General features: G+C 60.2%; 29 protein-coding genes and 5 pseudogenes. 19 read left to right on the top strand and 15 right to left on the bottom strand.

What is annotated here, in order from left to right:
• A pseudogene (locus tag PU724_RS31030) lies at positions 1 to 115 on the bottom strand (IS481 family transposase); the annotation flags it as partial.
• Positions 116 to 388: 273 nt separating this feature from the next.
• On the opposite strand from PU724_RS31030, the pseudogene PU724_RS31025 reads away from it, so the two are divergent.
• A pseudogene (locus PU724_RS31025) lies at positions 389 to 608 on the top strand (hypothetical protein); the annotation flags it as partial.
• 32 nt (positions 609 to 640) lie between these two features.
• Here the strand turns inward: PU724_RS31025 and PU724_RS31020 are convergent.
• Positions 641 to 1003 carry a low affinity iron permease family protein gene (locus tag PU724_RS31020; protein WP_354422728.1) on the bottom strand — a complete coding sequence of 121 codons (363 nt, stop codon included), beginning with the start codon at positions 1001 to 1003 and terminating at the stop codon, positions 641 to 643.
• Between the two features lie 140 nt (positions 1004 to 1143).
• Between PU724_RS31020 and PU724_RS31015 the strand changes: the two genes are divergently transcribed.
• From PU724_RS31015 to PU724_RS31005, 3 genes are all read left to right on the top strand, one after another.
• Positions 1144 to 1323, top strand: coding sequence for a hypothetical protein (locus PU724_RS31015; protein WP_426213750.1), 180 nt, complete (start codon positions 1144 to 1146; stop codon positions 1321 to 1323).
• Positions 1320 to 1634, top strand: a complete 315-nt coding sequence (locus tag PU724_RS31010) for a DUF982 domain-containing protein (protein ID WP_426213749.1) — start codon at positions 1320 to 1322, stop codon at positions 1632 to 1634. The genes PU724_RS31015 and PU724_RS31010 overlap by 4 nt, the downstream gene beginning before the upstream one ends.
• 80 nt (positions 1635 to 1714) lie before the next feature.
• The gene (locus tag PU724_RS31005) at positions 1715 to 2023 is read left to right on the top strand and encodes a hypothetical protein (protein WP_127286522.1); all 309 of its coding nucleotides are present in this window, start codon (positions 1715 to 1717) and stop codon (positions 2021 to 2023) included.
• Positions 2024 to 2151: 128 nt separating this feature from the next.
• On the opposite strand, the pseudogene PU724_RS31000 reads toward PU724_RS31005, so the two are convergent.
• The 4 genes and pseudogenes from PU724_RS31000 to PU724_RS30985 all read right to left on the bottom strand — a co-directional run bounded on the left by PU724_RS31000 (position 2152) and on the right by PU724_RS30985 (position 4749).
• Positions 2152 to 2685: pseudogene (locus PU724_RS31000) on the bottom strand (hypothetical protein).
• Between the two features lie 58 nt (positions 2686 to 2743).
• On the bottom strand, positions 2744 to 3034 hold the full coding sequence (locus tag PU724_RS30995; RefSeq protein WP_354422730.1) for a PepSY domain-containing protein: 291 nt from the start codon (positions 3032 to 3034) through the stop codon (positions 2744 to 2746).
• Positions 3035 to 3976: 942 nt separating this feature from the next.
• Positions 3977 to 4483: a YciE/YciF ferroxidase family protein gene (locus PU724_RS30990; RefSeq protein ID WP_354422732.1), complete on the bottom strand. Its 507-nt coding sequence runs from the start codon at positions 4481 to 4483 to the stop codon at positions 3977 to 3979.
• 59 nt (positions 4484 to 4542) lie between these two features.
• On the bottom strand, positions 4543 to 4749 hold the full coding sequence (locus PU724_RS30985; RefSeq protein WP_354422734.1) for a KGG domain-containing protein: 207 nt from the start codon (positions 4747 to 4749) through the stop codon (positions 4543 to 4545).
• A 488-nt stretch (positions 4750 to 5237) separates the two neighbouring features.
• Between PU724_RS30985 and PU724_RS30980 the strand changes: the two genes are divergently transcribed.
• The 4 genes from PU724_RS30980 to PU724_RS30965 all read left to right on the top strand — a co-directional run bounded on the left by PU724_RS30980 (position 5238) and on the right by PU724_RS30965 (position 7329).
• Positions 5238 to 5498, top strand: coding sequence for a hypothetical protein (locus tag PU724_RS30980; protein WP_426213748.1), 261 nt, complete (start codon positions 5238 to 5240; stop codon positions 5496 to 5498).
• Between the two features lie 20 nt (positions 5499 to 5518).
• The gene (locus PU724_RS30975; RefSeq protein ID WP_354422736.1) at positions 5519 to 5986 is read left to right on the top strand and encodes a hypothetical protein; all 468 of its coding nucleotides are present in this window, start codon (positions 5519 to 5521) and stop codon (positions 5984 to 5986) included.
• Positions 5987 to 6136: 150 nt separating this feature from the next.
• Complete coding sequence (gene ku, locus PU724_RS30970) at positions 6137 to 6961, top strand: non-homologous end joining protein Ku (RefSeq protein WP_354422738.1); 825 nt, start codon at positions 6137 to 6139, stop codon at positions 6959 to 6961.
• A gap of 56 nt (positions 6962 to 7017) precedes the next feature.
• On the top strand, positions 7018 to 7329 hold the full coding sequence (locus PU724_RS30965; protein WP_127393268.1) for a hypothetical protein: 312 nt from the start codon (positions 7018 to 7020) through the stop codon (positions 7327 to 7329).
• A gap of 39 nt (positions 7330 to 7368) precedes the next feature.
• On the opposite strand, the pseudogene PU724_RS30960 reads toward PU724_RS30965, so the two are convergent.
• Positions 7369 to 7548: pseudogene (locus PU724_RS30960) on the bottom strand (endonuclease/exonuclease/phosphatase family protein); the annotation flags it as partial.
• 44 nt (positions 7549 to 7592) lie between these two features.
• Positions 7593 to 7715, bottom strand: a complete 123-nt coding sequence (locus PU724_RS30955; RefSeq protein ID WP_281033857.1) for a hypothetical protein — start codon at positions 7713 to 7715, stop codon at positions 7593 to 7595.
• 225 nt (positions 7716 to 7940) lie between these two features.
• Between PU724_RS30955 and PU724_RS30950 the strand changes: the two are divergent.
• Positions 7941 to 8862: pseudogene (locus tag PU724_RS30950) on the top strand (hypothetical protein).
• 23 nt (positions 8863 to 8885) lie between these two features.
• On the opposite strand, the gene PU724_RS30945 reads toward PU724_RS30950, so the two are convergent.
• From PU724_RS30945 to PU724_RS30935, 3 genes are all read right to left on the bottom strand, one after another.
• Complete coding sequence (locus PU724_RS30945) at positions 8886 to 9179, bottom strand: hypothetical protein (protein ID WP_354422740.1); 294 nt, start codon at positions 9177 to 9179, stop codon at positions 8886 to 8888.
• Positions 9180 to 9388: 209 nt separating this feature from the next.
• Positions 9389 to 10660, bottom strand: coding sequence for a phospholipase D-like domain-containing protein (locus PU724_RS30940; RefSeq protein ID WP_354422742.1), 1272 nt, complete (start codon positions 10658 to 10660; stop codon positions 9389 to 9391).
• A 73-nt stretch (positions 10661 to 10733) separates the two neighbouring features.
• The gene (locus tag PU724_RS30935; protein WP_354422967.1) at positions 10734 to 11060 is read right to left on the bottom strand and encodes a low affinity iron permease family protein; all 327 of its coding nucleotides are present in this window, start codon (positions 11058 to 11060) and stop codon (positions 10734 to 10736) included.
• Positions 11061 to 11547: 487 nt separating this feature from the next.
• On the opposite strand from PU724_RS30935, the gene PU724_RS30930 reads away from it, so the two are divergent.
• Genes PU724_RS30930 through PU724_RS30920 form a run of 3 tightly spaced genes read left to right on the top strand, consistent with a single transcriptional unit; the run spans position 11548 to position 13691 of the window.
• Entirely contained in the window at positions 11548 to 12603 is a 1056-nt protein-coding gene (locus PU724_RS30930) for a glycosyltransferase family 2 protein (RefSeq protein WP_354422744.1), read from the top strand.
• Positions 12578 to 13270 (top strand): class I SAM-dependent methyltransferase, encoded by a 693-nt coding sequence (locus tag PU724_RS30925; RefSeq protein ID WP_354422746.1) that lies wholly within the window; start codon positions 12578 to 12580, stop codon positions 13268 to 13270. Before PU724_RS30930 ends, PU724_RS30925 begins: the two co-directional genes overlap by 26 nt.
• Positions 13263 to 13691: a GtrA family protein gene (locus PU724_RS30920; protein ID WP_354422969.1), complete on the top strand. Its 429-nt coding sequence runs from the start codon at positions 13263 to 13265 to the stop codon at positions 13689 to 13691. The genes PU724_RS30925 and PU724_RS30920 overlap by 8 nt, the downstream gene beginning before the upstream one ends.
• Before the next feature lie 17 nt (positions 13692 to 13708).
• On the opposite strand, the gene PU724_RS30915 is transcribed toward PU724_RS30920, so the two are convergent.
• Positions 13709 to 14254 carry a hypothetical protein gene (locus PU724_RS30915; protein WP_354422747.1) on the bottom strand — a complete coding sequence of 182 codons (546 nt, stop codon included), beginning with the start codon at positions 14252 to 14254 and terminating at the stop codon, positions 13709 to 13711.
• Positions 14255 to 14318: 64 nt separating this feature from the next.
• A complete protein-coding gene (locus PU724_RS30910) occupies positions 14319 to 15482 on the bottom strand; it encodes a hypothetical protein (RefSeq protein ID WP_354422749.1) in 1164 nt (387 codons plus the stop codon).
• Between the two features lie 231 nt (positions 15483 to 15713).
• Between PU724_RS30910 and PU724_RS30905 the strand changes: the two genes are divergently transcribed.
• From PU724_RS30905 to PU724_RS30890, 4 genes are all read left to right on the top strand, one after another.
• On the top strand, positions 15714 to 16244 hold the full coding sequence (locus PU724_RS30905; protein WP_354422750.1) for an inorganic diphosphatase: 531 nt from the start codon (positions 15714 to 15716) through the stop codon (positions 16242 to 16244).
• Positions 16245 to 16408: 164 nt separating this feature from the next.
• Positions 16409 to 17323, top strand: coding sequence for a hypothetical protein (locus PU724_RS30900; RefSeq protein WP_354422752.1), 915 nt, complete (start codon positions 16409 to 16411; stop codon positions 17321 to 17323).
• 50 nt (positions 17324 to 17373) lie between these two features.
• The gene (locus PU724_RS30895; RefSeq protein WP_354422753.1) at positions 17374 to 17805 is read left to right on the top strand and encodes a hypothetical protein; all 432 of its coding nucleotides are present in this window, start codon (positions 17374 to 17376) and stop codon (positions 17803 to 17805) included.
• A gap of 169 nt (positions 17806 to 17974) precedes the next feature.
• Positions 17975 to 18580 carry an alpha-ketoglutarate-dependent dioxygenase AlkB gene (locus PU724_RS30890; protein WP_354422971.1) on the top strand — a complete coding sequence of 202 codons (606 nt, stop codon included), beginning with the start codon at positions 17975 to 17977 and terminating at the stop codon, positions 18578 to 18580.
• Between the two features lie 41 nt (positions 18581 to 18621).
• On the opposite strand, the gene PU724_RS30885 is transcribed toward PU724_RS30890, so the two are convergent.
• Positions 18622 to 19635: an ATP-dependent DNA ligase gene (locus PU724_RS30885; protein ID WP_354422755.1), complete on the bottom strand. Its 1014-nt coding sequence runs from the start codon at positions 19633 to 19635 to the stop codon at positions 18622 to 18624.
• Positions 19629 to 20045 carry a GFA family protein gene (locus PU724_RS30880; RefSeq protein WP_426213747.1) on the bottom strand — a complete coding sequence of 139 codons (417 nt, stop codon included), beginning with the start codon at positions 20043 to 20045 and terminating at the stop codon, positions 19629 to 19631. Before PU724_RS30880 ends, PU724_RS30885 begins: the two co-directional genes overlap by 7 nt.
• A 785-nt stretch (positions 20046 to 20830) precedes the next feature.
• On the opposite strand from PU724_RS30880, the gene PU724_RS30875 reads away from it, so the two are divergent.
• Genes PU724_RS30875 through PU724_RS30865 form a run of 3 tightly spaced genes read left to right on the top strand, consistent with a single transcriptional unit; the run spans position 20831 to position 22862 of the window.
• On the top strand, positions 20831 to 21286 hold the full coding sequence (locus tag PU724_RS30875; protein ID WP_354422757.1) for a hypothetical protein: 456 nt from the start codon (positions 20831 to 20833) through the stop codon (positions 21284 to 21286).
• The gene (locus PU724_RS30870) at positions 21283 to 22503 is read left to right on the top strand and encodes an Nramp family divalent metal transporter (protein WP_354422759.1); all 1221 of its coding nucleotides are present in this window, start codon (positions 21283 to 21285) and stop codon (positions 22501 to 22503) included. The genes PU724_RS30875 and PU724_RS30870 overlap by 4 nt, the downstream gene beginning before the upstream one ends.
• Positions 22503 to 22862 (top strand): hypothetical protein, encoded by a 360-nt coding sequence (locus tag PU724_RS30865; protein ID WP_354422761.1) that lies wholly within the window; start codon positions 22503 to 22505, stop codon positions 22860 to 22862. Before PU724_RS30870 ends, PU724_RS30865 begins: the two co-directional genes overlap by 1 nt.
• The last annotated feature ends 70 nt before the right edge of the window (positions 22863 to 22932 follow it).

Below are 22932 nucleotides of genomic sequence, written 5' to 3'. Positions count from 1 at the left end.
CTGACACGCCATAGACGCGCGCCGCATGGGCTTTGGAAAAACCGCCCTCTATCACCGACAGCGCCATCTCCTCTCGACGCAGCGGCGTGAGACGGGCATTCTTGTGAATGTTCATTCGGACCCTCCGATGAGTGCTGAAGCCTGGTAACTCTAGTCTCCTCGGTCCGGTCCGAATGGACAACCTCCTGAAAGCTCACAACTAGTCGACAGTTGCACGTTCGGGCTCTGAACCGCCATCAACCGAATACGAGCACTTAGCCCGAGGAGGCCGTCAGCGCTTGGCGGACGATCGCGAGGCAGGGGAGGGGACGGTGAGTCTGCCGCTGTCGACGAGCAGAGAGACGACCCACGCGTCGATCAGGCGGCATCCGCGTCGTCCTACCGATGCGCATTCGCGCAAGCCGCCGGCATCGAAACGGCACTGCACAACATCGCCGAGCTGCTGGCCGCCATCGCGATGATCGTGATCTGCATTGCCTGGATGTTCGGCTACATGGATCTCAGAAGGGGCGAGTTCTCGATCATCGGCATCCGGCGCCACCGAACTCGTGAACATCATCGTCGAGGCTGACGCCATGGCGAATTCCCGGGCTGCACCCGGCCCGTGATGGTCGACGCGTGCGTCTTTGAAAGGCGCAGTCTACACATCTCGGGACCTTTCCTTCGCCCGGGCGCACGCTGCGCGGAACTCTTCGACCTCTTGCTCCGTCAGATGCTCGATGCCGATAAAGGCGTTCTTGCCCTGGCCGGAGCGGATCAACTCATCGAGCTTTGCCTGGATGGCGGCGCCATCGCGGTTCTGTGTATTCTGAATCAAGAAGACCATCAGAAAAGTGACGATGGTGGTTCCGGTGTTGATGACTAATTGCCAGGTCTCGGAGTATTGAAACACAGGGCCAGTTGCCGCCCAGGTCAAAACCGATCCCAAGCAAAGAGTGAAGGCCCATGGCCTACCTGTTGCGTGAGCGACTGCTTCCGCCATTCGATTGAACGTCTTTTCCATGACACAAACCCTGGATGATGATGCGCAACCAACGTTGGTTTAGGGCACCAGTTCCCACCGATCAGAATCGCGATCGCCGGCAACTTTTGCCCGCTTGCCGAGTTTGTTTCCTGAGGGTTTCTAAAAGGAAGAGTGTCACCATGGAAGCGACACAAACTCAGCCAGCCGTGGTAGGAGCCGGGGTGGAACGCAAGCGCTGCGCCGACATAGTCGACCTGCAGGCCTTACATTTTGAGCGAAAGAAAATCTTCCCGGTAGCCAGGGCGCTGAAGGCGGTCGCGCAAGAAATTCGCGGGGTTCAATCTCCGCCCCCGATGTGAGCCCGCTGCTCCCCGGCAGGGCCGATAAGTGCGATGACCGGCTGGCAAGGCGGCGCTTCTATTCTCCGGTCTATGTGAGAGCCGCCCCGGCGGACAGGCCTTGTGAAGTCGGCCACGTCCAGGAAGCGGCCGAGCAACTCGTCAAATGGCCGAAGCGGGGGCCCGGATGGCACAAGGCAATGATCCTTTGCCTGTCAGCTCTGGAGGGCGATCCGATTGATCCGCAGGTCATACGCCAAGCCTTCGAAGCTGCGGCAAAGGAGGCTGGGATGTTGCTTACTTCCGACCCACGTAATGCCAGCCGAGATTAATTCGCTTTCCCCGGAACATCTCATCCATGAACCCTGTTTTCTCCTTACAGGTCCTTCGGCGATCTAGGGAGGATAAGCTGATGAACGTCGCCAACTTGCAACTTGAAGGCCTTCTTATGTCCGTAGCGTCAATCAACAATCTGCTGGTTCACAAGGGGGTTCTTTCGATCGACGAAATTGACCGGGCCTTACAACATGCCGAGGATTCGCTGTTGGACGACGCACGGCTTTACGAGGATATGTCCCCGTCAAATCGCGATGCTGTGTGTTTTCCGCTGAGATTGCTTCAGTTGGCTAACTTGGCTCAGTCGGAAACAGAGATTCCGCCATTCTCCGAACTTGCCAGAATGGTGGCCGAGCTCAAGCAGCCCTATAACGAAAAAGGCTAGCTCCACGACGCCGCCCCGTTCGTGCCGTTCGGGGCAAGCGCCTTCTGATTCCACATAGCATCGCCCGCCGGCGCTTGGCTTCTCTATGACTTGCCCCTTTCGTCACCGAGGAGCTCCCGGCAAGCGGCCTAAGGCCACGCAGCGTAGCGCACGCTTTCGCTTTCGACTTCATCCGGCCCGTATGCAGGCGCATCTGGGTTGAATTCGCTCCATCCGCTGCCTCATACTCCCGACGGCGTTCAGACACGTCAACCGAACCGTCCTGCCCGATGCGCTCGGCTTCCGGAACGAGTTCATCCTGGACTTTGGCAGTCACAAGTGTTCCGCCGCGTCTGATGTCTTGCGTAGACGTGAGCATCCCGCTCTGGCACTCCGGATTCGGTGAGCGCGCCAATATCCCGCCGGCCGCTTCCCAACTACGGCGCCGGCTACCGCGCCGGCTGATGTGGCGACGAGCCATCCAGCTGCAACTAAGGTCCCGCGCCTGGGATGGTCATTATGCCAAGACCCGTCAAAAGACCCCCGGCTCCCCCGATAGCCGCGCCTATGCCAGCACCGCCTGCGGCATCGTCTGCAACGTCGGAGGGTTCGCCATAGTACCAATCGGCAGAGTTGTTAGCCACGAGACTGATATCGGCCGAGGAGACTCCGATCGCATCCAATTCGCCAACCGCGTCAGAGGCGTCGGCCTAGTCGTCAAACAGTAGTCCGGTAAGGATTTCATTTTCTCTCCATCGCGTTCATTGGTGCCGGCAAACACATTGCCTGATAACCCAGGGCGACGCTTGTGGATTGCCCGTTCTTGGCGGTGGCCTGACCGCGCCAGATACCTTGGTTGTCTTTTGCGACGTCGGCCACGTTCGAATACCCGGCGCTTTCGATCCGGGCTTTGGCCTGGTCCTCGGTGAAGCTGTTGGCGCCAGGCAGTGGAGACGCTGTCGACGGGGTGCTCGATGTCTTTACCGCCCGGGGTTGTCCCGCCCCAGCCGAGGAAGCGATCTTGTCGATCATCTCCTTTGTGCATTTTCAGCGTGGGCGCGTTTCTTGGGCGAATGTCTTGAGTGCAGCGTTGCCGGCGTCTGCCGCGTAACTTTCAAACAGGCCGACAGCATCGAATGAGCCTGTGAATGGAGTAAGGCTCCAACAGGGCCACGTGCTGTTCACGCTCAGATGTCCCGCGTGCACTACGACCCCGCCGCGGACGGTCCGAAAGTGAGAATAATCAAGAGGGCGACAAAAAGCATCGCGGCTACCATGGCACCCCACATCAGGATATTTCCGGTGCCGCGTGGCTCCGGGGCGCGAGACAGGTGTTTTGCCATTGGATGCGAACCTTCAGTAAAATCCTCTCTCAGCAACGTGCCTTCCCAAGGGCTGGTTCCCGGCCGCTGCACCGCATCCCAAGTGGGGCCGAGGTCTTGTTCCGAAGATGAGCGGCAGCCTGTGATGAAACCCAAAGACGGCCGATAGCACTTAGGAATCGAGATCCATCCGCCGGTGTCTGGGCTGCTCATGCCAGACAACCTGTCGCAAGTCGCGCCAGTCCACTGCTTGACCCCAGACGGGACATTTGTGGAAATGATCGCCGTCGCTCAAGTCGCGCGCCGGCAACCGACGCTCAAGATCGGAAAGCTTGGTCATTTTACGAAGTCGGGGGTCTGCCGTCGTTCGTCCCATTCGCGAACGCTTCCATCATCGTCGCTCCCCCGGATCTCTTCAGCAACTGACGACAGAGCCCGTGAAACATTGAACAGGTTTAGCCGTTCAAAGGCGCGCGCTCGTTGCTGCAGGATCATTATACATCGTCGACGTTCAGCTACGGCCTCGGTCACCGATGCGACTGGTACCATCGCATCGGCTGGTTGTTCTACATGGAAGTTGGATGGCATCGGTATAGTCATCGTAGCACCATGCGGCTCCGGACAAGCACCGGAGCCGCTTGTTGAGAGCTGATCAGGCCGCTTGCAGCGCGCGCTTGTTGGCGTCGCTCTGGCCCAACGCGCTGAGAGCTTCGTCGGTCGCCGTCTCTTCCTTGAGGGTTTCGCGCAACAGCGGGAGGGCATCCTTCATGCCGAGTTGCTCCGCCCAGGCGATGAGCGTCCCATAGCGGGCAATCTCATAATGCTCAACCGCCTGTGCGGCGCCTACAAGGCCCGCATCGAGGGCGGGCGCCCCCTTATACTCTTCGAGCACCTCCGAGCCCTCTTCGAGAATACCGTCGATGGCGGGGCACGTCTTGCCCCTGGCAGGTTTGCCAAGTTGCTCGAAAACCTGTTCGAGCCGTTCTACCTGGCGTTCTGTTTCCATCCGATGTTTGTCGAATGCAGCGCCTACCTGTTCGGATTGCGCGGCCTTCGCCAGCTTCGGCAATGTCTTCAGGATCTTCTTTTCCGCGTAATAGAGGTCCTTCAGACCATCCACAAACAGGGTCTCCAAACCGTTTTCCGATTTCGTCGGCATTGCGCTTTCTCCTTCTGAATGAATAAGGAAAGCGGCGCCTGAGAGCGCCGCTTCCTCTATCAGGACTGACCACCTTTGCGACCGGCTTCCGAAGCCTTCTCGCGGTCGTCAGCAAAGTTGCCGCTGCCGCCGCGCTGTTGGCCGCCGCGTTGCTTGTCGTCGGCCTGCTGCTGGCCGCTGCCGCGGCGCTGATCCTGATCGTCGGCGGCTTTCCGGCTCTGTCCGGTCTTCACATGCTGTTCGCGACTTCCGCCTTGATTGGCCATGTTATTCTCCTGTCTTGGTAAGATTTTCCTAACCCTACTCAACTGCGGTCATCGCGCTCTGTTCCGGCGGAAATATTTCGTGATTTGGATCAGCCTTGGCCGCCCCTGCGGCCGCCCGCCACAATTCCTGCACGCCCACTCCGAGGTCGTCGAACGCTTGTGCTCGAATTTATGTTCACCGCAATCTGGCAGCGGCAACTCGCCCGCGTGACTGAAAACGAACGTCTTTAGCATCGGCGAAAACGAGCTTTGGTGTGAAATGATTGACCCAACACGAGCCGGGCCACTGAGGCACCTGCGCGGCTATCGCTCCTACTCGACGAGTCATATCCAGCCTACACAAGGGCAACGGTAATGGTTGTCTCGGCGCGCTCGTGAGCCTTTGGTGATGAAAAACCCCGGTGGCTAGGCCCGTGCTTTCCGCGTCCGAGGCGAGCGCGGGGCCACCCTCCTCAAAGGCATACCTTGTCCGAATCCTGTGCCACAAAATGAAAAGCAGACCGGGCTATCGCTCAACCCTGATTGACCGGCCCGGTTCCGTTCCAACGGGTGAATGTGACTTCCTTCCCTGTGACATCCCGAACCGTCTTCAACAGCGTCTCATGAAGCGCGTGCGTCGATCGGCAATGATCGCATTGCGGCGATATCAGCGGATCGACGATGCTCTTATGTGCAAGCCCTCCGCGGCGCGCAAAATTGGCAGTTCTTTTTCTTTGTCGGCGGCCTTGCTCAGTCTGGACGCTATCTGAGGAAGCGCTAAATCACGCCAATGACACGTTTTCTGCTGAGCCTCGCATCGATCCTATTTTTCAGCACGCTTCTTCAGGCGCAAGCGTGGCAGCCTTTCGGCGTCAGGCAATTTGGCTTCACATTCGATGTGCCGCCGGGCTTTGTCTTGACCCAACGTTCGGACCAGGGCGCGGCTTTTCGGGGCGCAAACGAAGCCTTCCTCGCCGTGTGGGGTGCGAGACTCGGCAAGGCCAGTTTTCGGGCCGAGATCGAGCATCGCATGGTCGAGGACGAAAAGGCCGGCTGGAAGCTGACGTATCGACGCGTCACGCCCCGATGGGCCAGTTACTCGGGCATCAACAATGGCCAAATCCGATATGTCCGTGCCATTGCCGTCTGCAATGACCGTGCCGCGCTCTTCACCATCAACTACAGCAAATCCGAAAAAATCCCCTACGATCCGGTTGTGGTCCGCATGGTGCGATCCCTGAAGGCAGAAGGCTGCTGAGCTGAGTCCGCTGATGAATTGTCGGGACACGGGTTTCATTTCCGCGTTTCGCTCGATGTCCTCGCGAGACTGCCAAGTCGAACCTGCCGTTTGGAACATCTCCGGCTCCTGAGTATTTCGGTAGAACTCCAGAAAAGCGAGGCAACGACCATGACGGCGCCGCGGGCAGTTTGGAAAGGCTTCCTGAAAGTTGGTTCGGTCTCCTGTGGCGTGAAGCTGGTCGGGGCGACCAGTGAAGCCTCGAAAATCCATTTCAAGATTCTGAACAGGAAGGACGGTCTTCCGGTAAAGAGCGCCTACGTCGATGAGGAGACCGGCGACATCGTCGAGGCAGAAGACCAGACGAAGGGATACGAGGTCGAAAAGGGGGAATTCATCGAAGTTCCGCCCGACGACATCAAAAAGCTCAAGCTGACGTCCGCCCACACCCTGGAGGTCGAGGAATTCGTCGCTCTCGACGACATCGACACGCGTTATTTGGAAAAACCTTACTACGTCATCCCTGCCGATGGCGCGGCTGTCGAAGCGTTTTCGGTGCTGCGAGAGGCCATGGCAAAAAAGCGCGTAGCGGCCAGATCCTGTGTGGTGCTTTACCAGCGCGGGCGGGAAGTGGTGATTCAACCCTTCGGCAAAGGCATGCTGCTCACCGAGCTGCGCACCCATGACGAAATGATCCCGGAAAAGACCGTCTTCGAGGATCTGAAGAGTCCTAAGTATGATCAGGACCTGCTCGAGATCGCCGGCCTGCTGATCGACAAGAAGGTGACCAGATTCGATCCATCGAAATTCGAGGACACCTACGAGGATGCGCTCGTTGCAATGATCGACGCAAAGCGCAAGGGCAAGAAGCCGCCGAAACCGGCACCAAGGCCTAAAGAGAACATCGTCGACCTCGCGTCGGTGCTGCGCAAGAGCCTTGCCAAGGAAGGCATCAAAGAAGGCTCCAAGGCAAAGGCAACTCGTAAGTCGGCATGAGGGAACTTGCCGCTGATCAGTGGGTTGATCCTCATGATCTTCAGGAGCAATGAGCTATGACAGGCGATGAAAACCGTCGCGAGACGGGTGCCAGGAAATATCCGGCGTCGAAAGACGCCGATCCATCGGATGATTTCGAGCAAGAGGCGGCGGGCAACAAAAAGCCGCCGGGCGGGATCGGCCTAACGAGGCCAACCGGTCAAGGGGACAGCTCCCATCGGTCCGCCGGCCAGAATCCAGGGAAACAGGCGACTCCGAGCCCAGCAACAGAAAAGACATCTGGAGCCGGCCCTGCGATCTCGGAACATTCGAAAGACGCAAAGGCGCCCAAGACAGGTCGCCAACCAGGCGCTTACGTCAAAGAGTGAGCCTCGGCGAGGCGACGAAATCCGTTTGGATGCTTGACACTTTTGGCCGTGCCAGATCGCGCCGTAGCCTGCCCTTCTGATCGCATCGGCAGGAAATTTGTCGTCTGATGTCTTCAACTCCTGAAGGCACACGACGTCATACTCGGTTTGCCCGAGCCACTTGAGAACGGGTAGCCGGCCGTGGACGCCATTCAGATTGAAGGTTGCGATGCGGGTCATTCGAACTCAGCCATCTGGAGAGTGTCATCTCGCAAACGGGGAGCTCATTTTTCGTCCTTGTAGGATTTGGCGGCTTCATCGATCTTGCGCCAATCGTGTCCATACCGACGCACAAGTTCTCGCGCCTGGGCTGGCGACACATTCTGGGTTTCCACAATATGTTTCACCTCTGCTTCCTCGCCTTTCAGCGGCCGAGAACGAGGTCTTCTCGGCCGCATGGGCGCTGTCCCTGTTTCATCGCGTCTCGGCATGGTCTCACCTTTCTGAGTTAACCGCCGAATGTGGGGAAGGTTTCACCGCGCTTCGCAGAGCTTGCATACGTAGGGCTACACTTGTCCTCCTGCCGCAGGATCGCTTGAAGTTTGTGAACCTGCTGGCTCGGCCGGCGTTCAATGCATGGAACCGTGATCCCGCAGGGAGCGGAAAAATCGGACGCTGGTCCCATGCCACAAAAGCCGCATACTCCCGGTGCCGAAGCGCGCTTTCCCTTCGACAGGATGGCCGTCGAACGGTTCCGACAGGCTTTTCCGCGAGCGAGGTGGAGCGACGAGCGCAAGAGCTGGTTCGTTCCTGGAAAGACGGCCGCCGGCCGGATCGACCGTTGGCTGGAAAAAGAGGCAGCAATGCTGGCGGTTCACGGCGACAGCAAGGGACGCGACGCCTTCGCCTTTGATCCAATATCAAGCCCATACCTGGAGGTGTCCGACGACCTCCGTATTCGAACGCCGTATTCGAAGACGGTGATCGAGGAACTGCGAACAGTTCCCTGGGCCAGTTGGGACGAGGAATTACGGACCTGGCGAGTGCCGTTCCGTTCTTTTGAAGAGCTACTACGCCGTTGGCCCAGAATCGAAAAGGCCGCCCAACAGGCGGAACCGGAAGAAAGGAAACGACGACGAGAGTCTGCCAAAAGCTCTGACGCTTACAAGGCCGCTCAACTGCGGAATGCCGAACGCCGCCGTCATCGCTATCCACTTCCAGCGGAACACCTACCGCCCGTTGGCAAGCCAGTTGCGACAGAAGAATATGGCATTGTCGTTTTCAGCGAAGTGTCCGGTGAACTCGTCGAGGCGGAAGATTTGACCGCCTCCTATCCAAACGCGGCGTGCGCAAACGCGAACTACATTTGGGGCAGGTGGCGTTCGGCCACGCTGTCCGAACTGATCGGCACATGGCCAGCTCGCAGTGCGCCAAAAGCGGACAAACGTTCGAGGGGCTGGTGGCAACCGACTTCCCGAACTGAGAGTTGCTCGCCGAAACGCCCGCAGCATGGAAGGCAGAAAACAGACTCGCGACCTCAGCAAGGTTTGCTGACTTGGGAGGTGCTTCGAGATTGCTCAACCAGAACGCATGACACCGGGCTCTTCGACAGGTGCCTTGCTGCTGGAGGAGCGCGGTCCGGAAGTGTCACGCACTAGATCGGAGAAATTGACGGTCGCCACCAGATAGCCTGCCGCATCGTAAACCTTGATAATCGAGCCCGATTGGGCAGCGCCGGAGGGGTCCTCGGCGACGAGTGCGGCGTGAGCCATTTCCAGCGCTCTCGGGCTGGCCAAATCGGCGCTGGAGAGCTCTTCCTCGACTATCTTGGTCTTGCCGAATTGGACCGTCTCAAAGCGGAAAGTGGGCATGGGAAATCTCCTGTCCCCATGCAATGCTCAGGACGGCGTAGCGTTCCAGCAAAGGCGATCCGCCTCCACCGCACCGGCGGGTAGAGCGCGAACAATCGCGCACGCGCCTGCAAAGGGGGCGCCGCTGTGCCGATGTTGGTCGAGAAGGCGCCGACGAGTTTCCCATCCGGCCATGTTCTATATGCGCAGGGGCAGGATCACAATGTCCCTCAAAGTTGAGAGCGTAGCCGACTGGCAAACCAGTCCGTGATCTTTTCGGACAGGGGACGCGCTTCCCATTCGTCCAAACTGACTTGCCTTGATCGCTGAAGATCCTGGTTGAACAAGTCGATCTGCGTCCTTGCGAAATCCTTTCCGTAGACGTTCAGGGTGGCTTCGTCATTTAGCCGCAAAGAGCGCTCGTCCAAATTGGCAGAACCAAAGCTTGCCCAGACGTCGTCAACGATCAAGAGCTTGGGATGATACATGGTAGGCTGAAACTCGAAGATCCGCACACCCGCTCGGAGCAAGTCGCCCCAGAAATAGCGCGAGCTCTTTCGAGCCAGCGGCACATCCGTCAGCGAACTGGGCACAATGACGTCTACCGATACCCCGCGCCTCCTGGCATCCAAAATCTGCTGGAGGGCGATGTCGTCCGGCACGAAATAGGCCATTCCGATACGCAAATGATCCTTGGCGGCGGCAACGGCCGCCAACATCATCAGTTGCATGTTCTCCGAGCCGTTCGGCTGCGAAGAGAGTATCAGCTGAGCGCTAAGCGCACCCGCGGGTTCGGGTGGCGGGTAGAATTTCGCACCCTGCAAGGTCTCGCCGGTTGTCTCCAGCCAATTTTCCGCGAACGCCGCCTGAAAAGCAGAGACCACTGATCCTTCTACCCGGTAGTGCGTATCACGCCATTCATTGGGGTTGCGGGCGTTGCCAAGCCAGTTATCTGCAATGCCGACGCCGCCGGTAAATGCGACGCGCCCATCGACAATGAGCAATTTGCGATGCGTCCGATTGTTTACCCGGTCCAACGTATACCAATAGACGGGCCGATAGCGTTCGAACGCAACGCCGGCTCTTGTCATGATTCGGATCAGGCCTTCATCGAATGGAAGGCTTCCGACCCAGTCAACCAGCACACGGACTTCAACTCCATCTCTGGCTTTAGCGGCCAAAGCTGTCGCGAACTTGTAGCCGACGGCACCCGACCAGTAGATATAGGTCTCCATATCAATGGTGGACCTGGCCGCGCCGATCGCCTGCAACATTGAAGGAAAGATCTCATCTCCGTTGACCAAGGTTTGCACTGCGTTCGAATTGGAAAGCTGCCCTTGCGAATACCCGCTCATGCTCGTGGGAAACTGGGGGTCTGAGGCGTCGAAACGGTGAGGCACGATGGCTCGCAAGACGCGAGGTTCAGGGATCAGGTTTATGACAAGCAACGTGATCAAAACAGCGATCAACGCAACGGCCACATAGCTCAGAAACTTGAGCAAGCGTGCGAACCTTCCGTCGGACCCGATCGCTTTCCCGCCTGCCAGAAACGCCACGAGACCGGAAGGCCGCACGTCAATCTCCCTGCTGTTTGCGAACGCGATGTTTTTCGATTTCCTCAGGTTCCTGATCGTCAATCCGGGTGATGTTTGAAGCCGAGCTATTTGATCGCAACATCTCATCCAGCTTGGCGTGGATTGCCTGAGTGTCGCGATGCTCTGCTCGCTGGATGAACAGCGTCATGGCCCAGGTGAAGAGAGTAGCCGCCCCATGCCAATTCAAACTTTGCCGATCGAATACCATCCAAAGAATGGAATAAACCAACAACACCAGGAAGGCGGCAGGACGAGAGGTTAAGGTGCCGATCGAGGTGAGCACGCTCATGATTGGGTGATTGGCCATCACCAAGAACTTTCGACTGTGACGCAAGTTCCCGCGCGACCTGAAGGTCGGGGGGCAAGCCACCCCCGGTGGATGCCCCTTGCGTTGATCTGGCGATCCGGGCAGCTCTGCTCGAAGGTTTCGAATGGATGCGCTACGAAGCGGCCTCGGACCAGACCCCTCTACCGCACGTCCTCATGGTGGCGCCTGCCGAGCACGGGTCTTCGATCTTCACCGCAAAGCTCGACATGCGCGAGACGCGACCCTGCGCAACTCGTGACCGAAATGGCGTAGCACCTCATGCGCGCCGCCTTGGTCGAGGGTTCCGATCCGCGAGATAGATGAAGTAATAGGCAGTGTTACGAGGCGATTATTAGAGCGCCGCAGGCGCGGGCTGGCCGGTTGCATCATTGGCTGATCCCAGAAGGCTGGCAAATTAGCGATTTCTGATGGACCTTGGGAACTTTGTGACGGGTGTTCCATTTTCAACCGCATGCGAGACGCTGTGATGCACGGCATTCGGACGCGCGCAAACGCGCAGTCCCCGCGCTACTCATTGGTGCTGCCGATCTACAATGAGGAGGAGGTGCTGCCCCGCCTGGTCGAGCGAATAAGCCTGCTGGTGGGCCAGCTGGACGCAGGGGCCGAGGTCATCTTCGTCGACGATGGAAGCCACGACGGAAGCGTGAAATACCTTCGGCGCATGATCGCTGCCGAGCCGAGCTTCCGGCTGATCGAGCTTTCCCGCAACTTCGGACACCAGATCGCCATCACGGCCGGCATGGAGGCGGCGGCGGGCGAGGCCATCATCGTCATGGATGCCGACCTGCAGGATCCGCCGGAGGTCGTGCTCGACCTCGTGGCGAAGTGGAAGGAAGGCTTCGAGATCGTCTATGCAAGGCGCACCAGGCGCGAGGGCGAATCCTGGTTCAAGCGTATGTCCGCGCGCCTCTTCTACCGCGTTTTGGAGAAGATGACGCCGGTCGAGATTCCCCGCGATGTCGGCGACTTCCGCCTGGTCGGCCGCAAGGCGCTGGAGACCTTCAAGCGCATGCCCGAGCACGACCGCTTCGTCAGAGGCATGTTCGGTTGGATGGGATTCAAGCAGGCGGCTGTGTCGTTCGAGCGACCGGCGCGCACGCTGGGCGAGACCAAATACCCGTTCTGGAAGATGGTGCATCTTGCGGTCCACGGCATCATCAGCTTCTCGGAAAAACCGCTGCGTCTGGCGCTTTGGGCGGGATTGGTCGTTTCCGCCCTTGCCGTCCTTTTCGGCGCTTACGCCATCTTTGCATGGCTCTTTGAAGCGGGCGTCCTCGCCGGCTGGACGTCGACCGTGGTCGTCGTGTCGCTGCTCTGCGGCATCAACCTTTTCATGACCGGCGTTGTCGGGCTTTATGTCGGCAGCATCCACGCCGAGGTCAAACGCCGTCCCCTCTACGTGGTCGACAGGCTGAACGGCTTCGGCCGCTCGGTGCGCGTCGCTTCCGGTGACCGGCGCACCTCGTTTCGCAAGGCAGAGAACGGGGTTGCGGCCGATGTCCGAACACTTCGACAGCTATAACACCAGTTACCGCGATGTGGTCGAAGGCTCGATTCGGTTCTCAGGGCTTCAGCATGATTTCTTCCTCGCAGCCAAGGCCGACCTTTTGCGGCGCCTGGTCGTCGAGCGGTTCCTTCGCGCGGGCAGGGCGGAGGTGCGTGCGCTCGACGTGGGTTGTGGCATCGGCGCGCTCCATCCCTATCTCGAAGGCGCCTTCGATCGCCTCGAGGGTTGCGATGTTTCCCGGGATTCACTCGCGCGCGCCGCGCGCGACAATCCGCATGTCGGCTACAGCGCCTGCACCCACGGTAGCCTGCCTTATGAGAGCGGCGCCTTCGACCTGGCCTTCGCCAGCTGTGTCGTCCATCATGTGCCGCCCACATCCTGGCTCAATTTTTTCCGCGAGATGAAGCGTGTCCTGCGGCGGGGCGGCGTTGCCTGCATCATCGAGCACAATCCCTACAATCCGCTGACGCGCATGGCGGTGCTCCGCTGCCCGTTCGACAAGGACGCCGTCCTGCTTGGCACCCGCAAGGCGGCATCGCTGTTTCGAGAAGCAGAATTCAGAAATATCCGGTCCGAGCATTTCCTGTTGCTGCCTTCAGCAAGACCCTTTGCCAGGAAAGTCGAGCGCGCGCTCGCCGCCCTGCCGCTCGGAGCACAGTACGCGTGTGTCGCTTATGCCTGAGCACCGCTTCACCGCTGGCGTGAAATTCCTGGCGCGCTTCGGATCGGTCGGCATCGCCGCGACGATTCTCTACGCTGTCCTGGCTGCGGTCTTCGCCCGGGCGGACCTCGGCTTCACGCCGGTGCAGGCTTCGCTCGCCGCTTATGCAGCAGCGGCACTGTTTTCCTATCTGGCGCACAAGTCCTTCAGCTTCATGTCGGCCGGATCGCATCGCTCGGAAGCCCCACGTTTCCTGCTGCTGACGGCGACCGGCCTCGGCGTCGCCTATGCTGCGCCCAAGCTCTTCACGGTGATGCTCGGCCTGCCGCTTTTCGTCCCCATACTGCTGACCTGCCTGATCATCCCGGCGCTCAATCTTATCGTGCTCGACCGCTGGGTCTTTGCCGGGCGGGGAGCCGACCGAAGAGGCGAACCGTCCTAGGTGAATGTCGCTTGCGCCTAGAGCGCATCCAGCCGAAACGAGATCAGCTTGATGGACCGGTTGTATATGTTGCTTGCCGCCGGGCTCTGCGCGATGCCGTCGGGATAGTCGAAGAACAATTCCAGCCTGCCGGTGTCGGCCAGGGCTGCCTGGGGAATGACGAAAGCCACCGTCATCGGTGCCGCGCCCGAAACTGTCGCCTGATGCAGCCTTATGCCATTTGCCGATATGACGATCCTCTGTGTGAGTTGGGGAGGGCGGATGACGGCGGCCACCTGCAGCGTGGCCAGAAGGCCGCCACGGACGGGCGGCAGCGCCAGGCGAAGGCGCGAGGACTCGCCCAGCGAATGGGTGCCGTCCGCCACCGGACCCGACCAGCCGCAAACCCTCATATCCGCGGTCTGTCTGGCGCCATCGGACCGGAACGATATTGTCCTGCCTGGCGTGTAGCTGCCGATCGCGTCGCGGTTGAGGCACGTCGTCGTGCGGTCGATGTAATAGGCGCCGTAGTCGCCGTTGACGTCGGGATTGAGGGCAAGCGTGAGGATGGCGAGCTCGGACAAGGCAAGGGCGGCCGCCAGACCGTAACCGCCAAGTGATACAGCGGACCTAGGGGATCGCAGCGCTTCAGACCAAGGCAAGATAGCCTCCGATCCACGCCACCGTCATGAAGTAGCAGGCGGCGAGGAACAGCGCCAAGGCCGCGACGAAGGTCAGCTTCGACGCTGACAGCAAGACGGCTACCAGCATCGCCAGCGGCGCGAGCCCGACGACGTATCTGACCATCGAGGCCAGGTTCGTGGTCAACGGCAAGATGATGCTGACGGCGCAGAAAAGGCCCGCGCCATATTGCCTGCGAGCCCCGAGCACGATGCAGAGCGCCAGGCCGGCAATTGCCGTCATTGCGCTCCATTGCGGTGCCGTGGGCAGCCAGCCGGCATTCGGGTGGTAGGCCAGGCCGTCCCACAGGAACAGCAGTGGACTGCCCGCCACGCGCCCGAAAGCGCGCTGGATGTGGAGGAAGGCAAAGCCGTCCCCGACCGTGAGATAGAGAAAGAGCATGTAGGCGAACAAACCGGCGGGCGAGATGAAGATGGCGACCAGAAGGTCCGGCCGGCCGAGCAGCCAGCGAGGAAAGGCGACGATCGAACCGCCCCTCGCGCGATACTCCTCGTACATGTGGATGACGGTTGCGAACGCGGCTAGCACGCCAACGAGCCGCGTTGCCGACAGAAGCGCCGAGGCCACCCCGGCGGCGAGATAGTTGGAGCGCTTGAGCGCTAGGAAGACGCACGAGGTAAGCAGCACGAAGAGCGGTTCGCTGAGGAAAGTGGTGAAATGGAACGAGAACGGGCCACTGAGCAGGAAGGCGCAATAGAGCACGTAGGCGCGCATGTTCTTCCCCACGAGCGGCCATGCCACGAGGCAGGCTGCGTAGCTCAACGCCAGCGACGTGATCGTCGCGATCAGGATCGTGGGGAAGGGCAGGACGGATCGGATCGCCGCCACTAGAAGCGGATAGAGCGGGAAGAAGCCCCAGCGCCCGACATTGCTTGCGTTCGGAATTGGGAAGCGCTCATAGCCCTTTTCGGAGATGTCGACATACCAGGCGCAGTCCCACCTGCAGAGCGCCTGAGCATAGGCCGCAAAACCCGTGTCCGACGATACCGAGGCAAAAGCCGCATAGCGAATGGCAAGGCCGCTCAGCGCGAAGAGCAGCGGCACCGCCACCACAGTGACTATCATGATGCGAATGCCGATATTCGCACGCGCCGCACCTTCAAGCGCCACGTATGTCTCCACCGTCCGCCTCGGCCCGGCAGCCGCGTATTCGGTAAAAGCGACTGCGGGAATTTTGGTTCCGCGGCAGCACGCAGCCGGCTCGGCGATGAGCCCGCTCGGCGCCTGGGCGCCCATTCGCCCCAACGAGTCGGAACTGCGGCTGTGCTCGCGCTGCCCTTCGGAACATTCGTCGCGTCTTGAAGTTCCAACCGGAGCAACCCCCCGCGATAGAGCATCGCAATGCCCGATTATCTGAAGCTGCCAACCACGACGAATGGGCTTGTCAGAGTAGTGATTGAAACACCGCGTGGTGCGGAGGCGAAAATCGCCTACGATCGCGCAACCCGGACCTTCGGTTATGTCCGCCCCTTACCGGTCGGGATGACTTATCCCTACGACTGGGGCTTTATCCCTTCCACCTTGGGCGATGATGGCGATCCCCTCGACGGGCTGGTCATCCACCAGGCGGCTTCCGCTCCTGGCATTGTCATCAAATGCGACCTGTTGGGTGCATTGCGTGTCAAGCAGAAAGACTCCGGTGGCGAGGCCTTGCGCAACGACCGCTATGTCTTCTCTCCACATAGGGAAGATGCTGCCGAACCGGTTGCGGTGGATCGTGTGCCAGATGACCTGCGGCGCGAAATCGAGCAGTTCTTCCTGTCGTCCGTGCTGGGGACGGGCAAGACCATCAAGTTCAAGGGATGGCAGAATGCCGACGAGGCGCGCAGGGCGATCAAGAAGGGCATGAAGGCCTTTGCCGCCTGTAAATGACCCGGCTTACTGCCACGGAACAGAAGACCTGCAGCGACATTGTTAGATCATCACACACTAACCCACAGGAGGCTTCCATGGGTCGCGGTATCTTGCTCTGGCTGCTCGGCATTCCCATTCCGATCATCATTCTCATCATGCTGTTTGCGCGGTAGGAGGCACAGATGCAGGCAACACTTGCGACTGCCGAGGCCTCTGCACCGACAGAATCCTCATCTTCAGCAGTGAACTGGGGGCCAATCATTGCCGGCGCCTTCGCCGCTTCGACCCTGACAGTCATGCTCCTGTTGTTGGGCTCCGGCCTTGGGCTGAGCATGGTTTCGCCGTGGTCCGGTGCCGGCGCGTCGGCCACGACATTTGCTGTGTCCACCGCAGTCTGGCTGGTGGTCGTGCAATGGCTTTCATCTGGCGTCGGTGGATATCTCACGGGTCGGTTGCGCACCAAATGGGTGGGGATTCATACCGATGAAACCTACTTCCGCGACACAGCTCACGGTTTCCTTGCCTGGGCACTCGCCACGCTTCTTGTTGCGGGAGTTCTCGGTTCAGCGCTTTCGGCGGCATTGGGTTCTGGAGTGCAGGCAGTTTCGACGGTGGCCGCGGGCGCCGCGACCGGGGCTTCGGCCGGTGCCGCAAGCAAGGACGGCTCAGCATTCGACAGCACGTCCTACTATGTGGATGCCTTGTTCCGCCCCGCCGACCTGACCAAGCCCGTCGACGCCGATCTGCAGAACGAAGCTGCAGCGACCGCGCAGGCGTCGCGCATCCTGCTGGCGACTGCTGCGAACGGCGGCGAACTTGCGGCTGACGACAGCGCCTATCTGACGCAACTCGTGGCCGCCCGCACCGGGCTTCCGCAGGCCGATGCCAAGGCTCGGGTAGATGCAATGATGGCCAAGGTGAAGGACGCAAAGATCAAGGCCCAGCAGGCGGCCGACACAGCCAGGAAAGCCGGCGCCACCTTCGCCCTTCTTGGCGCCCTGTCCATGGTGGTAGGCGCCTTTATTGCCAGCGTCGCAGCGGCGCTTGGCGGACGCCAGCGTGACGATGAGGAGGCCACTTATTTAGCCGACCGATAGGCTTGTCGCGAAAACCCCTTGGGTGAATGCTCGATCAACAGGAGCTGATTATGAAACACCAGACCCTCGAACAACTGCAGGCGATCGCGGACGTCAAGCCGCTGGCGCAGAGCCCCGTTATGACCCGGAGGCAACGGATCGAGCGTTGGGCGGAACTGCTCGAGCGGCACCCAGGCCGATGCCTGGGCGCGCTTGCTGGCACCGAACGCCTGCGTCTGGACGCCCGCCAGGCCGCACGAGCCGATGGATCGCCAATTTCAGTTGCCCTGGAAGATCCGCTGCTGAAAGCCGCGGGACTTAGGAACGACACCTATGGAGAGGCCCTACGCTTCTTCGAGCTCAGCGATTGGCAGTTGCACGAAATCGTCTGCAGCTGTCATGTCGGCGCCACCATGCAAGGCAAATGGGCCGCCGCCAGGGTGCGCAGGACCGTCAATGGCAGCCGCTTCCTGGCTTGGTTGAGGACCGTCCTCTTGCACTAAACGACCTGCGTGAGATCTTTGCCTCCGTCCGGCCATGCGAAGGGGGACAACCGCGATAGGCTAGTCGTCGCCAGCATCGCCGCTGCCCGTAGCGAGGACGGCATCCTTGCCGGGAGCACCGCCGCTGCGTTGGCTTGCGCAAAGGGAGCAGCTTCCCCAGCTATGGTACATGTCTCTCAGATCCAAAGGACCAACCGGCGCGAATGGCGGCCAGCCCGACCTGTTCGCCGCGGCCGATGATCTGCCCGAAGGGTTTCGCTACAAGCCGGAGCTGATCACGCCGGAGGAAGAATGGGAGCTGCTGCGGCATCTTGAGGGCCTCCCTTTCCAGCCTTTCGATTTCCACGGCCACCTGGCAAATCGACAGGTGATCGGTTTCGGCCTGCGTTACGACTACGATCGGCGCCAGGTGGTCGAGGCGCCCCCGATACCAGATTTCTTGATGACGCTAAGGCGCAAGGTAGCGACTTTCGTCGGGTTGCCGGAAAGCGCTTTCGAACAGGTTCTGATCAACGAGTATCGACCGGGCGCAGGTATCGGCTGGCATCGCGACAAGCCGCATTTCGAGACGGTGGCCGGCGTATCTCTTCTTGCTCCCTGCAGCTTCCGACTCCGGCGCAAGAACGGCACGAAATGGGACCGCAAGACAATCATTGTCGAGCCGCGGTCGGCTTACCTCTTGAGAGGCCCGGCGCGCGATGAATGGGAGCACAGCATCCCGCCCCTGACCGAACACCGCTATTCGATTACTTTGCGAACCTTGCGCAAAAAGTGAATGCGCGATGGCAGACAAAACTCGTCGCGATTGCTAGGCCACTACTCCATCTGCTCGAACGTGCACCGGCGCGGCGCCTTGTCGGGCCGCCAGCGCAAGAGCCTGGTTCCGTGCCGGAAACGGGCGCTGGTGATATGGTCGAAGCGCACCTCGACGACCAGTTCCGGCCGCACCGGCTCCCATTCGCCGCTGCGTTCCGTGCTCCAGCGGCTTGGCCCGCCCGGCGCCTTGCCTGTGAAGCCGGGTCCGCCGCGCAATTCCTCCAGCTTCACGGTGATCGCCTGCCGCTCTTCATTGCTGATGGTCGAGGTGAAGCCGACATGGTCGAGCAAGCCATTGTCGTTATAGAGGCCCAGCAACAGCGACCCGACCTGGCGCTTGCGGTTCAGGTAGCGGAACCCGCCAACCACGCAGTCTGCGGTGCGCAGCCGCTTGACCTTGACCATCGCACGCTCGCCGGGCCGATAGGGCTCGTCGAGCATCTTGGCGACGACCCCGTCGGTCGAACCGTGGCCAGCACCCTGCAGCCACTTGTTGGCGTTGGCGATACTTGTGGTTGCCGACGAAAGTCGCAGCGCCTCATTCTCCGCCTTGGCGACAAAATCTTCGGTTGCCCCGCGTCGTTCCCGCAACGGCAGTTCGAGAACGATCTTGCCTCCGGGCGCGGCAAGGGTATCGAAGAGGACTATCCGCGCAGGCGTTTGTCTGCTCAGCTTCCGGATACGGCTCTCTGCCGGGTGAAGCCGCATCTGCAGCGCGTCAAAGGATGCGCGTCCTTCGATCTCGATTATGATCTCGCCGTCTACAACGAAATCCTGTGCTTCGAGCTCGCCCAGAAGCGCCGTCAGTTCGGGAAAATAGCGGCCAAGCGGCTTGCCGGATTTCGCCCTGAGTTCGACCGCCTTTCTTCCTTTGAAGGCAAGGCAGCGAAAGCCATCCCACTTGGGCTCATACTGCCAGATGCCGTTGCCCTCTGGCAGCGTGTCGGCAGTCCGGGCTTCCATCGGCGGCGTGTCCACAGTGAGCGGAAACTCATGATCGGATTCCGCTACCATCGCTCTTCCGTGTCGTGATGCGGCAAGTCAACGCCACAGCAAACCCAGGCAAGCCGCTGCGAGGACCCGTAATTGTATTGCGGTTCCAGACCTTCAGGATTGTCAAAGGTTCCGACATGCAGAGCGACTTCGTCCTCGGCGGCGGCGTAGGAAAGGGTCAACGGAGAACCGCATGCTCCGCAGAATCCCCTCCGGGCGATGGGTGAAGATATGCGATAGGCAGGTTCTTGGCTGGAGGAGGACGTCCAGGCCAACACGGCGAAGGCGCTGCCGGTCGCGCGGCGGCACATGTCACAGTGACAGTAGTGAACGCGCGGATCGCCGGTCACTCGATAACGGATCCTGCCGCAAAGACATCCACCTGTTCGTTCGACGGCGGCGGTCCGGGAGGCAATCTCGACTGTGTCCATCTGGCTTGAACGTTCGAACGGAAATGTGGTTTCCGTCCTACGGTCACATCGAGGCATTCCATTGTGATGTTGGCGATGGAATCGGAAAGCATCGCTAAAGAAGTAGCCGAGCGTCAATGTCCTGGGGGCGAAGAGAAATCGATCGCTGCTTTGGCGGAAGCCAGTCTTCCGCCCCCGCCCGGGCGGAACCGCCGTCGACCTATCTCTCCACTGAGGTCGTTCCTGTCAGCTGAATTTATGAGACGAGGCGGAACCTTCGCGCCCCGGCAGCTTTACACTCCATGATGAACCAGGAGAGGCCAAACGCAAGCCTGCGATGCGACTAGATCGTCCCGCATTTCCAACCTCGATTGCGATCATGCAGGACACCGGCGTTGGTACGAGGGGCGACGCCAGCGTGGAAAGGCACATGATGCAGTTCTTCGTATTTCTTCACGACGTGGCCTCTCGTCGAGGGGACGGACTCCACCCCGAACTTGTGCATCTTTTCAGACAACAAGCTGCTTTGTCGGCGCCAGACGTTGTGACGTTGCGACCCCTTGGCCGAGGTAAAAGCGAGCAGGCCGGGCCCAATCCACATAGGCTTTCAAAACGCACCCTGCCCAGCGAAGTCATACGCTTCCCGGGAGGCCGAGATCCTTAGATCGGGATTCGCCATGTCCCTGATAACCAGCTTCAGATCCGATCCAGGCAGATGGAGACGCCGGTACCATGCACCCGTTGCCCATCTTTGAATGCTCTTCAAGCAGACACCATCCGAGCTGACCGGAGGATAATGTGCTGCCATGCCGCTGACTGTAGGCATCGTCGATCAGGACTGCTATCGGGTTTGCCGCTCATGCCTGTTGTCGACCATGCTCGCCTTGGCTGCCTGTTCGTCGTCCGGACCCGTCGAACAGGAATCAAAAATCGCGGCGTCGGCTTCGCAGACAGCGGTGATGGTCATGGACGCCTGGGCCGCCGGCGCGGCTCCTTCAAACTATGCATCGGCCACATTGCAATCGACGGCCGAGGCGCTTGTCGAGGTCGGTCGTCAGATAGAATCTGACAATCCTCCTGAATCCCCCAAGCGGCGCGAGGTCGTAACGGCGGTCGCTCAGCTGTCGGAAGCAGCCAAGGACGCTCAAGCGGGGGTCGAGGCTGGCAACCTGCGGCAAGTGAGTCAGGCGCGGCAGGAACTTCGGGCGGCCGCGGCGAACCTCGCCGCCGCCTATGCCAAATATTTTGCGCCGAAATCATGAAGAAGCTGCTCGAAATCTCGCTTGGTATCGTCACCAGCGTTGGCGGCTTTCTTGAAGTCGGATCAATGGCGACAGCCGCGCAAGCCGGCGCCACTTTCGGCTTGCGGCTGATCTGGGCAATCCTCCTCGGCACCATCTGCATCATCTTCCTGGTCGAGATGGCGGGCCGGTTCGCGGCCGTCAGCGGCCACACGATCGCCGACGGAATCCGCGAGAGGTTCGGCTTCAACACCTTCCTATGGCCGTTGCTGGCCACCTTGCTGGTCAATTTCATGGTGATGTCGGCAGAGATCGGCGGCGTTGCCATCGCGGCCGACCTTGCGACAGGGATCGGCTTTCAATGGTGGGCAATACCAGTGGCATTCCTGGCGTGGCTGTTCTTATGGAAAGGCACCTTCGGGTTCATCGAGAAGGGCGTGGCGGTCCTCGGTCTTGTCACGCTCTGCTTCGTGGTCGCGGCGGTGATGCTGAAGCCGGATTGGAAACAGGTTGCGGCTGGCGCCGTGCCGAGCTTGCCGGATCATGACGCTGCAAACTACTGGTTCATGGCAGTCAGCATTCTTGGCGCGTCGATATCGCCTTATCTCTTCATGTTCTATTCCTCGGGCGCCGTCGAGGACCACTGGGACAAGACCTATCTCGGCACCAATCGCGCAATTGCGGGCCTCGGCATGAGCTTTGGCGGCACCATCTCGGTCAGTGTGCTGGTCGTGGCCGCGCTGGTCTTAGGCGAGCACGGAGTTAACCAGGTCGATGATTATCATCAACTGCCACTGCTCCTGATCCCGGTATTCGGGTTCTGGGGCTTTGTCCTTTTTGTCGCTTCGCTTGCCATAGCCTGTTTCGGCGCGGCGCTCGAAATCGCCCTGCAGCAGGCCTACCTCGTCGCGCAAGGCTTCGGCTGGACGTGGGGAGAAGACAGGAAACCACGCGAAGATCCCGGCTTCTGCAGCGTCTATACGATCTCGCTGCTTCTTGCCGCCATACCAATAGGCCTTGGCCTCGACCCGCTGAAACTCACGATCTTCTCCATGGCAGTCACGGCAGCCAGCCTGCCCCTGACCGTGGTGCCATTCCTCTTCCTGCTCAACGATGAACGTTATGTCGGCGACCATCGCAACGGCATGATTTCGAATGCCGCGGTGATCTTCGTCATTGCGCTGGGTTTCGTCCTTGCCGTGGTGGCCATACCCTTGCAGATATTCGGAGGCTCGTGATGGATCTGCTGCGCGATCTACTGGACAAACAGGTCGTCGACCGCAGGCAGGTCAAGATCGGAAAGGTGGACGGATTGGTGGCCGAGTTGAGGCACGGCAAACCGCCCAGGATCGTCGCGGTCGAGCTTGGCTCGATCACGCTGGCGTGCCGCCTTGGTTCGCGACCGGGACGCTGGATGGCCTGGCTCGCGGCAAGGCTTGGCGGCGAACGCCATGCCGAGCCGCACCGCATAGCGTGGAAGAAGGTGCGAAATATCGGTGTCGACATCGAAGTCGACGTTGATGTGCGGCGGACGGCGATCTTCGATTGGCAGGACTGGCTGCGCGATCACATCATCGGCCGCATCCCAGGAGCTTGACCATGGCCTCCGTCAACCTCGAACATCTTGCCGGTCGACGGGTGCTATCGCTGCGCGGCAAAAGCGTCGG

The sequence above is a fragment of the Mesorhizobium abyssinicae genome (assembly GCF_049887195.1).
Taxonomy (GTDB): domain Bacteria; phylum Pseudomonadota; class Alphaproteobacteria; order Rhizobiales; family Rhizobiaceae; genus Mesorhizobium; species Mesorhizobium abyssinicae.
The sequence above is the reverse complement of the archived record's forward strand: the minus strand, read 5'-3'. Positions and strand labels throughout refer to the sequence as shown.

Coding starts and splice junctions, on each gene's coding strand:
- PU724_RS31020 (WP_354422728.1), bottom strand. CDS start 1,003: ATGGAAAAGACGTTCAATCGAATGGCGGAAGCAGTCGCTCACGCAACA.
- PU724_RS31015 (WP_426213750.1), top strand. CDS start 1,144: ATGGAAGCGACACAAACTCAGCCAGCCGTGGTAGGAGCCGGGGTGGAA.
- PU724_RS31005 (WP_127286522.1), top strand. CDS start 1,715: ATGAACGTCGCCAACTTGCAACTTGAAGGCCTTCTTATGTCCGTAGCG.
- PU724_RS30995 (WP_354422730.1), bottom strand. CDS start 3,034: ATGATCGACAAGATCGCTTCCTCGGCTGGGGCGGGACAACCCCGGGCG.
- PU724_RS30990 (WP_354422732.1), bottom strand. CDS start 4,483: ATGCCGACGAAATCGGAAAACGGTTTGGAGACCCTGTTTGTGGATGGT.
- PU724_RS30985 (WP_354422734.1), bottom strand. CDS start 4,749: ATGGCCAATCAAGGCGGAAGTCGCGAACAGCATGTGAAGACCGGACAG.
- PU724_RS30980 (WP_426213748.1), top strand. CDS start 5,238: ATGAAAAGCAGACCGGGCTATCGCTCAACCCTGATTGACCGGCCCGGT.
- PU724_RS30975 (WP_354422736.1), top strand. CDS start 5,519: ATGACACGTTTTCTGCTGAGCCTCGCATCGATCCTATTTTTCAGCACG.
- ku (WP_354422738.1), top strand. CDS start 6,137: ATGACGGCGCCGCGGGCAGTTTGGAAAGGCTTCCTGAAAGTTGGTTCG.
- PU724_RS30965 (WP_127393268.1), top strand. CDS start 7,018: ATGACAGGCGATGAAAACCGTCGCGAGACGGGTGCCAGGAAATATCCG.
- PU724_RS30945 (WP_354422740.1), bottom strand. CDS start 9,179: ATGCCCACTTTCCGCTTTGAGACGGTCCAATTCGGCAAGACCAAGATA.
- PU724_RS30935 (WP_354422967.1), bottom strand. CDS start 11,060: ATGGCCAATCACCCAATCATGAGCGTGCTCACCTCGATCGGCACCTTA.
- PU724_RS30930 (WP_354422744.1), top strand. CDS start 11,548: ATGCACGGCATTCGGACGCGCGCAAACGCGCAGTCCCCGCGCTACTCA.
- PU724_RS30925 (WP_354422746.1), top strand. CDS start 12,578: ATGTCCGAACACTTCGACAGCTATAACACCAGTTACCGCGATGTGGTC.
- PU724_RS30920 (WP_354422969.1), top strand. CDS start 13,263: ATGCCTGAGCACCGCTTCACCGCTGGCGTGAAATTCCTGGCGCGCTTC.
- PU724_RS30905 (WP_354422750.1), top strand. CDS start 15,714: ATGCCCGATTATCTGAAGCTGCCAACCACGACGAATGGGCTTGTCAGA.
- PU724_RS30900 (WP_354422752.1), top strand. CDS start 16,409: ATGCAGGCAACACTTGCGACTGCCGAGGCCTCTGCACCGACAGAATCC.
- PU724_RS30895 (WP_354422753.1), top strand. CDS start 17,374: ATGAAACACCAGACCCTCGAACAACTGCAGGCGATCGCGGACGTCAAG.
- PU724_RS30890 (WP_354422971.1), top strand. CDS start 17,975: ATGTCTCTCAGATCCAAAGGACCAACCGGCGCGAATGGCGGCCAGCCC.
- PU724_RS30885 (WP_354422755.1), bottom strand. CDS start 19,635: ATGGTAGCGGAATCCGATCATGAGTTTCCGCTCACTGTGGACACGCCG.
- PU724_RS30880 (WP_426213747.1), bottom strand. CDS start 20,045: ATGGACACAGTCGAGATTGCCTCCCGGACCGCCGCCGTCGAACGAACA.
- PU724_RS30875 (WP_354422757.1), top strand. CDS start 20,831: ATGCCGCTGACTGTAGGCATCGTCGATCAGGACTGCTATCGGGTTTGC.
- PU724_RS30870 (WP_354422759.1), top strand. CDS start 21,283: ATGAAGAAGCTGCTCGAAATCTCGCTTGGTATCGTCACCAGCGTTGGC.
- PU724_RS30865 (WP_354422761.1), top strand. CDS start 22,503: ATGGATCTGCTGCGCGATCTACTGGACAAACAGGTCGTCGACCGCAGG.